Raw genomic sequence first — 13,236 nt, 5'->3', positions numbered from 1 at the left:
CGTTCCTCAGCTAACGGTTTCATGGGCAGGTGATACGGCACTGCGTGTACGACGATAGAGATAAAGTGTTGCCCCCAGGGCGCAGACTGCTGCAAAACTCATCCAGTAGCCTGGCGAGGCTTTATCGCCGGTCATCTCAATCAGGCCGGTTGACATCACCGGCGTAAACCCGCCAAACAGCGCAGTTGCCAGGCTATAGGCCAGCGAGAAGCCCGCCACGCGCACTTCCGCTGGCATGATTTCGGTCAGCGCCGGGATCATCGCGCCGTTGTAGAGACCATAGATCATTGAAAGCCACAGCAGCACGCCCAGCATCATCGAGAAGCCCGGTGCGGCGGCCAGCATGCTCAGAGCCGGATAGGTGGTGACGATCGCCAGCAGGGTCATGGCGACCAGCACAGGCTTGCGACCAAAGCGGTCGGAGATCGCACCGCCAATCGGCAGCCAGATAAAGTTCGATACCGCCACCAGCAACGTCACCAGCAGGCTGTCAGAGGCGCTGAGCAGCAGCACTTTCTTGCCAAAGGTCGGCGCGTAAACCGTAATCAGGTAAAACGCTGTCGTGGTCATTGCTACCATCAGCATCCCGGCAATCACCACCTGCCAGTTGGCGAGCAGGATGCGGAACACCTGCTTCACATCGGGATGGCTGCGACGGTTGTTGAACTCCTGGGTCTCTTCCAGCTTGCGACGCAGCAGGAAGATAAACGGCACAATCAGGCAGCCAAACAGGAACGGAATCCGCCAGCCCCATTCACGGATGGCACTCTCTTCCAGCACCGCGTTGAGGATAAAGCCCATCGCCGCCGCCACCATAATCGCGACCTGCTGACTGCCCGACTGCCAGCTGGTGTAGAAGCCCTTGCGGCCTGGTGTGGCGATCTCTGCCAGATAGACCGACACGCCGCCCAGCTCCGCACCGGCGGAAAAGCCCTGCAGCAGCCGACCAATCAGCACCAGCAGCGGCGCCCACAGACCAATACTCTGGTAAGAGGGGATCAGCACGATCATAAAGGTGCCCGCCGCCATGATGGAGAGCGTGACGATCAGCCCTTTACGACGACCGACCTTATCGATGTACGCGCCCAGCACTACCGCGCCAATCGGGCGCATCAGGAACCCTGCGCCAAACACGGCAAAGGTCATCATCAGTGAGGCGAACTCACTGCTGGCCGGGAAAAAGGTATGGGCGATATAGGTGGCATAGAAACCGAACAGGAAGAAGTCGAACTGTTCGAGAAAGTTGCCTGAGGTAACACGGAATATTGCGCCAATCCTGGCGCGGTGAGTCATGGGTGAGGTTGTCTGCATCAGTAACTCCAGTAAGGTTTGACGCTTTTTGCCGCGCCTGTCACTGAAGAGTGGATCAGCGCCCGGCGCTAAATAAGTGCAAAAAGGGCATCGATTAATGTGCCAGCCGCATGATTGCCAGGCGTTATCACTTAAAATTATTTTGATTCAATGGGTTAAGTGGCGGGGTGGTTTTTTTGTGCCTGTTAGTGGGTTTGAGATGAGTTTGCGGAAATGTGACAGATTTCATAAGCGTGTTGCAGGCGAATAGGGGGAATCTGGCTTGTCTGAGGCCATCAGCGCAGAGTCTGGCGGCAAAGAGGGTTCAGAACGCAGGCAGCAAGGCGTCAGGGAAAGGTTATGCCAAAAATCTGATGTAAATGTCGGACGCCCGCTACGGTAAACACCACTTCACGGTAGCCAGGCTGCCGGGTTAGCCAGCCTTGCGTTTCAAAGGCACTCAGCAGCGCTGCACCCGCGTAGCCGCCGAGATGGAACCGGCGCTCACTCCAGTCGAGACAGCCACAGCAGGCTCTGCGGCGTCCGGGCTGTGACAGATCAATCTGCAACGCCGCAAACTGCTGCAGACCCAACAGGGTGACAGCGCTGCCTTCCGGCGTGATCCAGCCCTGTTGCGCCATTGCGGCATAGATCTGCACCGCAATCTCACCGGCCAGATGGTCGTAACAGGTGCGGGCGGAGCGAAGCGATGTTGGGGTGGTGCTCGCCGGCGCGGCAATCCGTCGCCAGGACACGCCCATCATGTTCTCAATCAGCGTAGCGATGTCACTGCCGGTCAGTCGGTAATAACGGTGACGCCCCTGCGCCACGCAGACGATCAAGCCGCTGGTGATCAACCGGTTCAGATGGGCGCTGGCGGTTGAGGGCGCCACGTCGGTGACGGCACTGAGTTCGGTGGCGGTCCAGGCGCGTCCATCCATCAGCGCGGACAGCATCTTCACCCGTGACGGATCGGCCATTGCGGCGGCGACGCCCACAATCGCATTCTCAAGTGCTTCGCTATCGTCAGGTGCGTTATGCGGTTGTGGAGTTGCCATCAGATTACAGTGCCCATTCTGTGGTCAGCCCGGCGGCTGATCGATTGTTATCGGTAATCAGGATCAGCTGGTTAGCGTGATCGCTGTATTGCACCAGGATGTTGATTCCGGCATCGGCAAGGCGTGCAGTGATCGCCCCCAGCTCGCCGGGACGCTGTTGCGGTAACCTGCGAATAAGCGGGACGTTAACTGCCTCGACGGCGATACCTTCTGCTTCCAGCACGGCCCGCGCCCGTTCGCCTTCCTCAACCAGAAAATGAGCGTGGCTCTGTTCACCAAAGGAGAACAGGCCGCCGCCTTCCAGGCCAATCCCATGACGGCCCAGCAGCGTGGTGAGCCGGGAAAGTGTGCCTGGACTATTTTGCAGGATGACATGAATATCGAACATGTTAATTTACTCCCTGTTGTGAGGCATATTCTCTGATCAGCGTGACGATGCGAAGACGGTAACCGGCAAAAAGGGTCTCGCGGCCTTCACGCTGTGCGGCCTGGTGACAAAGGTTGCGCTTCCAGGCCAGCACCGATTCTTCATCGCGCCACCAGGAGAGCGAGAGAATTTTTTTCTCATCGGTCAGGCTTTGAAAGCGCTCAAGAGAGATAAACCCGCTGTTTTGCATCAGCAGCGGTTTAAGGTCGGCAGCCAGTTGCAGGTAACGCATCTGGTGTTCGGGTCGGGCTTCGGCTTCAAATAGTACGGCAATCATCGCTATCCTCCTTTGGGTGATAGCGCAAAAATAGCGGGCGGGGCGGGTTGATGCTTCGTCCGGTAACGAAATATGGCTGCAGGGGCGACCTCCAGCCGGTGCAATCTTGTAATGGAGCAGATGATATGTTCAGCGGACTCAGTGCGTTCCCCCTTACTCCCTTTGCGGCAGGCAAGCCCGATGAGGCGGCTTTTTTGCGGCTGCTGCGCAGGCTGACTGATGCAAAAGTCGATTCCCTTGGCGTGCTGGGGTCCACCGGCAGCTACGCCTATCTCACCCGCGCGCAGCGCAGGCGTATCGCAGAACTGGCGGTGGAACATGCAGAGTCGATTCCGGTGATGATCTGCATTGGTGCGGTGGGCACTGACGAGGTGCTGGCGCTGGCGGAGGACGCGCAACAGGCGGGCGCGGCCGCCTTACTGCTGCCGCCGCTGGGTTATCAGGCGTTGAATGAAGATGAGGTGTTCACGCTTTTCGAGACCGTAACGCGACACGCCTCGGTGCCAGTCTGTATCTATGACAATCCCGGCACCACCCATTTTACCTTTTCCGATGCGCTGCTGAGCCGGATCGCCGCACTTTCCGGTGTCGGGTCAGTGAAAATTCCTGGTGTACCGGCGGAGCAATCTGCGGCTAACGATCGCCTCGCTCAGCTGCGCGGCACGCTGCCAGATTCCGTATCGATTGGCGTCAGTGGCGATGCTTCTGCCGCCAACGGGCTGATTGCGGGCTGTGATGGCTGGTATTCGGTGTGCGGCGGACTGTTTCCGCGCGTTGCAAAAGCGATGACCGAAGCGGCGGCCGCAGGCGACCATCAGAGCGTCAGGGCGCAGTCCGATCGCCTGCAGCCATTATGGGCGCTGTTCCGCCAGCATGGCGGCAGTTTCCGGGTGATCAGCGCCGCGGCGGGGCTGCTGGGACTGACCGAACGCGACTGCCTGCCGCGCCCGCTGCAGCCACTCTCCGCGGCGCACTGCCAGCAGATTGCTGACGTGCTCGTGGCACTCGACCTCTCTTAAGATCCCGCGCCAGAAGGCATTAACCGTGGCGCACCAGGTTAAAGCCTTCTTCCTCCTGCGGCGCTTCGAAATAGCGGGTAATCAGCGCGAACTGCTCGTCCGTTGCGGCAAAGGCGTGTTCGCCGCCCTGATTTCGGGCGTGCAGGCGCGATTTACACAGCGCATCCGGTACGTCCAGATAATGCAGGCGATGGTCGGCAGAGGATGCCTTAATCACCGACATCATCCAGTCGCGATTCGCCCGGGTGTTGGCAGGAAAATCGAGCACCACCGACACCCCTGCGTTAAGCAGCGCGACCAGATGAGGCGTCATCGCCTTTCTGAGTTTTGCCGCATAGCGCACGTAATCGGCCACCGACTGCATCTCCTCCTTATAGAGCGCGGCGAGCCACTGATCCTCGCTGATCACCACGCAACCGGGGGCGGCGCTCAGCTCAGCCGCCAGCGTCGATTTCCCGGAGGCAATTTTTCCACACAGCAGATGCAGCGTGGCGGGGGCAAAAGTCATGGTCATATCACTCCTGTGTCAGCCTGATAGTGAACCGCGCGCATTACGCGAAGGGAAGATAAAGCAGGTCTCGCCGAAGCGGGATTCAGGCTAACAAAACAGGGGAGAGATAAGCAATGAGAGGCATAAAGTTGCTGGTGAGTAAAACCCGGATTTACCGCGCGTAACAGTCTCTGCTGCTGCGGGCGTTACTGCATTCAGAAAAAACCGCGGCTTTCGCTGGGCATGTTGACACGCCTGAACGGGGAAGTGCGGTCAGGCGTTGAGTGCAATATCAGATACGCTTTCAGAAAGGGGTGAATCGGCGCTGAACAGCTGGCAACTGACTTCATTTTTGTGCCATCAGCAACGTCAGCAGTTCGCGGCAGCATGCCTCTTCTTCTGCACTGTCTGCGGATGCCAGGTGGCGCAGCAGTTCCATACAGCTTTTTTCCTTGCCCGCTTCCAGTAACTCTTCGATCAGAAAGTTGAGTTTGTCCTGTTCAGACACCGCAAAGGATGAACTAAACTCATTTTTGACCGGGCCACTGTGATTCACCGGCAACGTGAGGGTGTTTTGCATTGGCATAATATTGTCCTGTTTCGGGTTAAAAAATGTTCGGCGATTGCTATTAAACTTATACAACGATCCGGAATTTGTACAGAAATCTGCCCGATTGATTTTCAGGACGAAGCTAAGCGCAGCGCGGTTGCGGCGTAAATGTCAGCTAATCATTAAGTTAGCGGGAGCAGGAATTTCAGAAAATTTTGCGGGCCTGAAGCCGGATGCGGAGGCGGGAAAAACCAGGTCAGTCCTGCGTCAGGTCAGCAGGCGGCCCACCGGGCCACCTGCTTTATTTAGCGGACAGGAAATCTTCGCGCTGCGGTGTAAACGTATCCAGTAATGTGCCCGCCTCAAGACAGACACAGCCATGAACCACATTGGGCGCTTTGTAGAGCGTATCTCCTGCGCCCACCTCACGCGTTTCACCATTGATGGTGAAGGCAAAACGTCCGCTCAGCACATAGGTCAGCTGCTCGTGGGGATGGTGATGCAGCGGGCCGACAGCCTCTTTCTCAAAAATCACTTCTACCGCCATCATGGTGCCGCCGTACGCCAGCACGCGGCGGGTCACGCCATTGCCCAGATCTTCCAGTGGTCGCTCTTTATGGTAGATAAACATCGCAATCCTCCTGCGGTTGCCCCTGCTGCGGTGACCGTTTTGTGATGGATCTCACAGCACTCGGGTGAATTAGTTCATGCACTTTAGTGGTTTTTCACTAAAATGAAACGGTGTTTCAATTAATTTATAAGGGTAGATCATGAAAATCGCGTTAATGATGGAAAACAGCCAGGCCGCTAAAAACGTTACCGTGCTGAAAGAACTGGAAGGCGTCGCACAGCCACTGGGCCATCAGGTCTTCAACGTCGGTATGAGCGATGAGCAGGATCACCACCTGACCTATATTCACCTCGGCATTCAGGCCAGCGTGTTGCTCAACAGCCAGGCCGTGGATTTCGTGGTCGCGGGCTGCGGCACCGGGCAGGGCGCGCTGATGTCGCTTAACATCCATCCGGGCGTCGTCTGCGGCTACTGTATCGATCCGGCGGATGCCTACCTGTTTGCCCAGATCAACAACGGTAATGCCTTATCTCTGCCGTTCGCCAAAGGCTTTGGCTGGGGCGCTGAACTTAATCTGCGCTTTATCTTTGAAAAAGCCTTCACCGGCGAGAAGGGCAATGGCTATCCGCCAGAGCGTAAAGAGCCGCAGGTGCGTAATGCCGGTCTGCTGAATCAGGTCAAAGCTGCCGTGATCAAAGAGAACTACCTCGACACGCTGCGCGCCATCGACCCTGAACTGGTGCGTACTGCCGTTAGTGGCCCACGCTTCCAGCAGTGTCTGTTTGAGCATGGCAAAAATCAGGAAATCGTCGCTTTTGTGCGTCAGCTGACCCACTAACGCATCCGGGGTCATAAGGCCGGTCTGACCGGCCTTTTTTTATTCTCTCTTTCCCGACATCAGCTGAACGTCAGCTCTGCTGCGCCAGCGCCGGATTGTAATGACGACTCGCCTCTACCAGCATCCGGGTGTAGGGCATCGCGGCCCGGTCGGCCACCAGCGTCGGCACATCCAGCGTCTCCAGCACCTTGCCCTGTTGCATAACCGCTACGCGATGGCAGAGGTGCGCCACCACGCCGAGATCGTGCGTCACCATCAGATAGGTCAGGTTCTCCTGCTGCTGCAGATCGCTGAGCAGATTGAGGATCTCCGCCTGCACCGAAACATCCAGCGCGGAGGTCGGCTCATCCAGCAGCAGCACGCGCGGCTCTAAAATCAGCGCCCGGGCAATCGCCACGCGCTGACGCTGACCACCGGAAAGCTGGTGCGGATAACGCGTCTGCCAGGCGCGATTCAGCCCGACCTTATCCAGCATTGCCACGACGCGCTGCTGGCGCTGCCCGATACCCTGAATCTGTAATGGCTCTTCAAGGATATCGCCCAGCGTGTGACGCGGATGCAGCGAGCCATAAGGGTCCTGAAACACCATCTGTACCTGACGGCAGCGCGCCCGATCGATGCGGTGCGCCAGTGGCTGGCCATCAATGGTCAGCTCTCCCTGCCAGTGATTAAACAGGCCCGCCAGACACTTCAGCACCGTGGTTTTACCCGAGCCTGACTCACCGACCAGCCCGAAGATTTCACCCTGTTTAACCTGCAGGCTGACGTCGAACAGCACCTGATTACGGCGACCCTCTTCACCAAAACTCAGGTTGAGATTTTTCACCTCAATCATCGTAACTCCTTAGTCAGTTAGCCAGCTGGCGTGACGTTGTAACACCGGCAGACGCGTGCGCCGCCGATCAAGGTCGGGCAGTGCTGCCAGCAGTCCCTGGGTGTAGGGATGTTGCGCGCGGTCAAGTTCGCTGGCGGCCAGCGACTCCACCACGCGCCCGGCATACATCACCAGCACCCGATCGCAGAAGCTGCGTACCAGATTGATATCGTGACTGATAAAAATCAGTCCCAGACCGCGCGCTTGCACCAGATCATCCAGCAGCGCCAGCACCTGCAGGCGAACCGAGACATCCAGCGCAGAGGTGGGCTCATCGGCAATCACCAGTTCCGGCTCGGTGATCAGCATCATGGCGATCATCACGCGCTGCCCCTGGCCGCCGGAAATCTCATGGGGATAGAGCTGATATACCCGTTCAGGATCGCGGATCTGCACCTCCTCCAGCATCGCCAGCGCCCGCTGACGTGCCGCCGATTTCTGGCCGCGATGGTGACTGCGCCAGGCTTCGGCAATCTGTTCGCCCACCCGGATCACTGGATTCAGCGAATATTTCGGGTCCTGCATAATCATCGAGATACGTTTGCCACGAATGGCGCGCATCTCTGCCGGGCTGGCGTGCAGCAGGTCGATATCGCCAAACTGCATCCGGCTCGCCTCAATGCGCGCCTTAGCTGGATGCAGCTGCAGCAGGGCGCGACCCACGGTCGATTTACCGGAGCCGGACTCACCGACAATCGCCAGCTTCTCCTGACCGAGCTGAAAGGAGACGCCACGCACCGCCGGCGTAATCTGGCGTCCGTTAACAAAGTTCACGTGCAAATCGCGCACGTCGAGCAACGGCGAGGCGTTACTCACTGCGGGGATCGAGCAGGTCACGTAGGCCATCTCCTAAGAAGTTAAATGCCAGGCTATTAATCAGGATCGCCAGACCGGGAACGGTCACCACCCACCAGCACTCCAGCATGTAGGTGCGGCCACTGGCGATCATCGCGCCCCATTCCGGATCCGGCGGCTGCGCGCCCAGCCCGAGAAACCCCAGCCCGGCGGCGGTGAGGATAATGCCCGCCATGTTCATGGTGATGCGGATAATCACCGACGGCAGGCAGAGGGGAATAATGTGCTTCCAGAGCACCCGCAGCGGCGACGCGCCCTGTAAGCGCACCGCCGAGATAAAGTCCGCCTGACGCAGCGACAGCGTTTCAGCGCGGGCCAGACGGGCTATGGGTGGCCAGGCAGTGAGCGTAATCGCGATCACCACATGCTCCAGACCCGGCCCCAGCGCGGCAACAAAGGCCAGCGCCAGTACCAGGCTCGGGAAGGAGATAAAGATATCGGTGACGCGCATCAGCACGCCGTCGACTTTGCCGCCAAAATAACCGGCGGTGACGCCCAGCAGCAGGCCCAGCGGCCCGACGGTGACCGATACCAGCAGCACGATGTAGAGCGTGATGCGTGCGCCCCACACCAGACGACTGAAGATATCCCGGCCAAACTCGTCGGTGCCGAACCAGTGGGCCGCGCCGGGGGGCGTCAGCGCATTATTCAGATCCTGAACCAGCGGGTGATACGGCGCGATCCAGGGCGCGAACAGCGCCACGATGCAGAGCACCAGCACTATGCCACCACCAATCGCGGTCAGGGGATTACAGGCCATGCGCCAGAGGAAATAGCCGCAGCGGGCAGCAAAACGCTGACAGCGCACCAGCCGCTCACGGGAATGACTCACAGACGCAGCGTCAAAAGAGATCGTCATACTTTGGTCCTCGGATCGAACACCTGATAGAGCAGGTCGGAGATCAGGTTAAGCAACACAAAAATCAGGCCCACCACCAGCACACAGCCCATCACCGCATTCATATCGCCCAGCATCAGGCTGCCGGTGAGGTAGGAGCCAAAGCCGGGCCAGGAGAAGACGGTTTCAATCAGCACCGCGCCCTCCAGCAGCGAGCCATAGGCCAGCGCCACCACGGTCAGCAGCTGCACCAGGATATTGCGGAAGGCGTGCTGCCAGATCACCTGCCATTCAGTCAGGCCTTTGACCCGCGCGGTCAGAATGAACTCCTGCGACAGCTGCGCGAGCATAAAGCTGCGCGTCATGCGGCTGATATAGGCCATGGAGTGAAAGCCGAGCAGCGAGGCGGGCAGCACCAGATGATTCAGCGCATTCCAGAACACCTGGCTGTTGCCCGCCAGCAGGGCGTCAATCAGCATAAAGCCGGTGCGACGTGGCACGATGCCATCCAGGCTGAAGTCCACCCGACCTGCGCCGCCGACCCAGCCGAGATGGGCATAGAACAGCAGCAGGCCAATCATGCCGACCCAGAAGATTGGGGTGGAGTAACCGGCCAGGCTGAGCATCCGCACCACATAGTCGATGACGCTGTTGCGACGCGCCGCCGCCAGCACACCCAGCGGCACGCCCAGTCCTGCGCCAATCACAATCGCCAGCGTGGCCAGCTCTACGGTTGCCGGAAAGACGCGCACAATGTCATGCACCACCGGCTGACCGGTGAGCAGCGCATGGCCGAGATCGCCATGCAGCAGCGCGTTAAGGTAGATGCCAAACTGCACCCACAGCGGTTTATCAAAGCCGAGCTGGTGATAAACCTGCTGATAGGTGGCCTGATCGGCGTCGGGGCCGACAATCGCCAGCACCGGATCCAGCGGCATTACCCGGCCAATAAAAAAGGTCAGCAGCAGCAGGCCGAACAGGGTAATCACTACCTGCACCGCGCGATGGCTGATGCGGCGGCACTGAGTTCGGGTCAGGGTAAGGATCATAGGGTGCCTCCCGCTTTGGCTTCAGGGGTTTTCCAGACATCGCGGAGGAAGGTGGTCGCTGAGGGATGTGGCTGATAAGCCTGCACCCGGTTGCTGACCACCACGGAGTCGAGCATTTGTGAAATCGGCATCAATGCAGGCACCAGCTGGTCATAGCGCTGCTGGATGGCGTAATAGGCCTGCTGCTGGCGGGTTTTGTCGCGCTCCACCAGCGCCTGATCGATCATGCTGTTGAGCTGTGCGTCGTAAAAACCGGTGCGCCAGCCCTGGAAGTTGGTCAGCCGGGCGCTGTCAGCATTATTCGGGTTATAGACCAGCGCACGCAGGCTGGAGTGGGGATGCGGCTCCACGCCGCTGCCGCCGCGTCCGACCAGCAGACTGAACTGGCGGTCGCGCATCGCGCCATAGATCTGGTTACCGGTGCCGGTGATGATTTTTGCGCGGATCCCGCCCTGGAGCAGCGTCGACTGCACGGCGATGGCGATGTTCAGAAAGGGCTGATCGGCCAGCACCCGCAGCGTGGTGTCGAAGCCGTCCGGATAACCCGCTTCAGCCAGCAGTGCGCGGGCGCGCGGCACATCGAGCCGGTAACCGGGATCGGGCAGCGTGGCGGGCATGCCAGCCTGAATCGGGCGCTGATGCAGCTCGCCATAACCGGTCATCAGACTTTTATTGATGCCCTGATAATCGACCAGGTAGCGTACCGCCTCCCGCACTTTGATATTGTCGAAGTGCGGATCTTTCATGCTCATCGCCAGGTAGTAGATCGTTCCTTTTCTTACCGCATCAATGGTGAGGTCGGGGTCGTGCCGCAGGGCGCGCACGTCGGGGATCGCCATGTTGCTGGCGATATCCAGATCGCCTTTCTCCATCATCAGCCGCAGGGTCTGCGACTCCTGCAGATGGCGGAACACCACCCGCGACATCTTCGCCTCGCCGCGCCAGTAATCGGTCGCACGACTCATGCGCAGCACATCTTTTGCCTGCCATACATCCAGCCGGAACGGGCCGGAGCCCGCTTCATGGGTGGTGAGCCAGCGGTTGCCCCAGTCGCCATCCACCTCATGCTGCTGCACGGTTTTGCTGTCCAGCACCACCATGCTGCCCAGCGCCGCCAGCGAGTAGATCACCAGTTGCGGATCGTTAGGTCTGGGCAGGGTGATCACCAGCGTGCGGTCGTCGGGTGCGGTAATCATCTGGTCAACGTTGTCGCGGCTGAAGCCGTACGATTTCCACACCGACGCCTGCGCCAGGTTCAGATGCAGCACCCGCCGCATCGACCAGACCGCATCGGCGCTGGTCAGCGGATTGCCGGAGTGAAACCTGACGTTGTCGCGCAGGTGAAAAGTCAGGGTGCGGTTATCCGGGCTGACTGACCAGCGTTCCGCCAGCGCCGGGCGCACCTCGGTGAGTTGCTGCGGATTCAGCTCGACCAGTCCGTCATAGAGATTTACGACAATGCCGACCACTTCGTTGCCGGTCATAGCGGCCGGATCCAGGGTGAGCAGGTTATTCATATTCATGCCGACGATCAGCTGGTCATCCGGGGTCTTTGCCTGGATTGACGCGCTGCCCGTCAGTACCAGCAGCGTGATCAACCACGCGCCACATCGTTGTGTCAGGGTCATAGGTAAAGTCCAGCAGGTCAGAGGTTTTCCCGTTTACGACTCTGCCTGCTGCTGGCCACCGGGATGGCAGGCAGCAGGCGGGCGACGGGGTTATTATTGTTTGCCGTACTTCGGTAGTGCGATTTACCAGCGGTTCAGCGTGTGCGTCTCAATCCAGCTGAAGTTAATATCCTCACCCAGCCCGCTGCGGGTGGGCAGGGTGACAAATCCCTGATCGTCCATCGGGTCGATCAGGCTGTTGAGGTAGGCGGGCGGTGTTTCATAATCCAGGAAGGGATGCAGCAGGCCGCGCTCATACCAGCGGCAGTTACGGATCGCCCCGACCACCGCCAGGCTGGCCGCACCGTTGCCGTGCACTTCGCAATCCATGCCAAAGGCTTCAGCCAGATTCGCCACTTTCAGGGTGGGCGAGATGCCGCCTACGCCGTTGGCACCGGCTCGCAGAATGTCGCAGGCTCCGGCACGCACCCAGTCGGCGCGGCTGTGATGTTTACCGCCCAGGCTCTCCGGACCAAGCACGTCGATAGAGAGGTTTTCGGCCAGCCAGGCGTAAGAGGCCATGCTCTCTTCCTCCATCGGCTCCTCGAACCAGGCGAAATTAAGCTTTTCCAGCGCCTTGCCGATGGTCAGCGCGTCACTGCGGCTGTACCAGTGGTAGCCATCCAGCATCAGCGCGATATCGGGGCCCACCGCTTCACGCACCGCCGCGCAGGCTTTGATATCCATCGCCGGGCTGGGTGCGAAGGAGACCGGCGGCATCCAGGTGTGCAGCTTGATCGCCTGATACCCGCGCGCCACCAGCTTTTCCGCGAACTGCGCATACTCATCCGGCGTTGATAATCCACCGCTCAGCTCGTCACCACACATGGTGCTGCCGTAAGCCGGGATCTTCTCGCGATAGCCGCCCAGCAGTTTGTGGACAGGCTGTTTCAGCTTCCGTCCAATCAGATCCCATAATGCCTGCTCCACAGCGGAGAGCGCCCGCTCGGTGAGCTGATGGGCGCTGCCGCGCTGCCAGTGCACCAGATCCTGCCAAAGACGCTCCCGGTCAAAGGCGTTCTGACCGATCAGCACTTTGCGGAAAAAGGCATTAACCACATGGGATCGCACCACTTCCGGCGGCGCAAAGGCGTAACCACAGTCGCCTTCCTCGCTGGTCAGGGTCAGTAGCGCCATCTGCGCATCATTTTCCGGGCCAGGGTGGGAGTGTCCGGCGCTGTCGGCGCAGCGTTGGGTGGGATAGGTAAAAAGGGTGACATCAATGGCGCTGATCTTCACGGTTAAGCTCCTGTGGCAGTCTGTCCTGATGAATTATTAAAACGCTGTTTCATTTTCAATCTAGCCTTCACAATTCATTAACGCATTAGCCAAAACGATACGATTAATGGCTAATATGTGTGCAACTGCCCAGGGTGTTGTGAACATATTCACGAAAGCTGACCGTTTTGTGAGCAGCGACACGCTGCGCTTTT

15 protein-coding genes are annotated in these 13,236 nt (G+C 59.1%); 2 read left to right on the top strand and 13 right to left on the bottom strand.

Features of this window, described 5'->3' with window-relative positions:
- Positions 1–6: 6 nt before the first annotated feature.
- From AFL22_RS19340 to AFL22_RS19325, 4 genes are all read right to left on the bottom strand, one after another.
- Complete coding sequence (locus AFL22_RS19340; RefSeq protein ID WP_122458509.1) at positions 7–1,314, bottom strand: MFS transporter; 1,308 nt, start codon at positions 1,312–1,314, stop codon at positions 7–9.
- A gap of 323 nt (positions 1,315–1,637) precedes the next feature.
- Complete coding sequence (locus AFL22_RS19335) at positions 1,638–2,348, bottom strand: winged helix-turn-helix domain-containing protein (protein WP_033757596.1); 711 nt, start codon at positions 2,346–2,348, stop codon at positions 1,638–1,640.
- Positions 2,349–2,352: 4 nt separating this feature from the next.
- Positions 2,353–2,736 (bottom strand): amino acid-binding protein, encoded by a 384-nt coding sequence (locus tag AFL22_RS19330; RefSeq protein WP_010245033.1) that lies wholly within the window; start codon positions 2,734–2,736, stop codon positions 2,353–2,355.
- 1 nt (position 2,737) lies between these two features.
- Complete coding sequence (locus tag AFL22_RS19325) at positions 2,738–3,052, bottom strand: antibiotic biosynthesis monooxygenase (protein ID WP_010245030.1); 315 nt, start codon at positions 3,050–3,052, stop codon at positions 2,738–2,740.
- 125 nt (positions 3,053–3,177) lie between these two features.
- Here AFL22_RS19325 and AFL22_RS19320 point away from each other — a divergent pair, with 125 nt between their 5' ends.
- The gene (locus AFL22_RS19320; RefSeq protein WP_052271957.1) at positions 3,178–4,071 is read left to right on the top strand and encodes a dihydrodipicolinate synthase family protein; all 894 of its coding nucleotides are present in this window, start codon (positions 3,178–3,180) and stop codon (positions 4,069–4,071) included.
- Positions 4,072–4,090: 19 nt separating this feature from the next.
- Here the strand turns inward: AFL22_RS19320 and AFL22_RS19315 are convergent, their stop codons facing one another.
- From AFL22_RS19315 to AFL22_RS19305, 3 genes are all read right to left on the bottom strand, one after another.
- Positions 4,091–4,585 (bottom strand): ATP-binding protein, encoded by a 495-nt coding sequence (locus tag AFL22_RS19315; RefSeq protein ID WP_033757601.1) that lies wholly within the window; start codon positions 4,583–4,585, stop codon positions 4,091–4,093.
- Positions 4,586–4,907: 322 nt separating this feature from the next.
- Positions 4,908–5,147, bottom strand: coding sequence for a hypothetical protein (locus tag AFL22_RS19310; protein ID WP_010245020.1), 240 nt, complete (start codon positions 5,145–5,147; stop codon positions 4,908–4,910).
- Between the two features lie 265 nt (positions 5,148–5,412).
- On the bottom strand, positions 5,413–5,742 hold the full coding sequence (locus tag AFL22_RS19305) for a cupin domain-containing protein (protein ID WP_033757603.1): 330 nt from the start codon (positions 5,740–5,742) through the stop codon (positions 5,413–5,415).
- A gap of 139 nt (positions 5,743–5,881) precedes the next feature.
- Between AFL22_RS19305 and AFL22_RS19300 the strand changes: the two genes are divergently transcribed.
- Positions 5,882–6,520: an RpiB/LacA/LacB family sugar-phosphate isomerase gene (locus tag AFL22_RS19300; RefSeq protein WP_003853539.1), complete on the top strand. Its 639-nt coding sequence runs from the start codon at positions 5,882–5,884 to the stop codon at positions 6,518–6,520.
- A 70-nt stretch (positions 6,521–6,590) separates the two neighbouring features.
- Here AFL22_RS19300 and AFL22_RS19295 read toward each other — a convergent pair whose 3' ends face one another.
- The 6 genes from AFL22_RS19295 to AFL22_RS19270 form a co-directional block, all read right to left on the bottom strand.
- Positions 6,591–7,355: an ABC transporter ATP-binding protein gene (locus AFL22_RS19295; protein ID WP_010245009.1), complete on the bottom strand. Its 765-nt coding sequence runs from the start codon at positions 7,353–7,355 to the stop codon at positions 6,591–6,593.
- 9 nt (positions 7,356–7,364) lie between these two features.
- Positions 7,365–8,231 (bottom strand): ABC transporter ATP-binding protein, encoded by an 867-nt coding sequence (locus tag AFL22_RS19290; RefSeq protein WP_052271964.1) that lies wholly within the window; start codon positions 8,229–8,231, stop codon positions 7,365–7,367.
- Positions 8,203–9,108, bottom strand: coding sequence for an ABC transporter permease (locus AFL22_RS19285; protein WP_010670128.1), 906 nt, complete (start codon positions 9,106–9,108; stop codon positions 8,203–8,205). Before AFL22_RS19285 ends, AFL22_RS19290 begins: the two co-directional genes overlap by 29 nt.
- Positions 9,105–10,136, bottom strand: a complete 1,032-nt coding sequence (locus AFL22_RS19280) for an ABC transporter permease (protein ID WP_010245000.1) — start codon at positions 10,134–10,136, stop codon at positions 9,105–9,107. The genes AFL22_RS19285 and AFL22_RS19280 overlap by 4 nt, the downstream gene beginning before the upstream one ends.
- Positions 10,133–11,764: an ABC transporter substrate-binding protein gene (locus tag AFL22_RS19275; protein WP_033787890.1), complete on the bottom strand. Its 1,632-nt coding sequence runs from the start codon at positions 11,762–11,764 to the stop codon at positions 10,133–10,135. Before AFL22_RS19275 ends, AFL22_RS19280 begins: the two co-directional genes overlap by 4 nt.
- A 123-nt stretch (positions 11,765–11,887) precedes the next feature.
- Positions 11,888–13,042, bottom strand: coding sequence for a mandelate racemase family protein (locus AFL22_RS19270; RefSeq protein ID WP_010244993.1), 1,155 nt, complete (start codon positions 13,040–13,042; stop codon positions 11,888–11,890).
- Between the last annotated feature and the right edge of the window lie 194 nt (positions 13,043–13,236).

The sequence above is a fragment of the Pantoea sp. CFSAN033090 genome (assembly GCF_001264395.1).
GTDB lineage: Bacteria > Pseudomonadota > Gammaproteobacteria > Enterobacterales > Enterobacteriaceae > Pantoea > Pantoea agglomerans.
The sequence above is the reverse complement of the archived record's forward strand: the minus strand, read 5'-3'. Positions and strand labels throughout refer to the sequence as shown.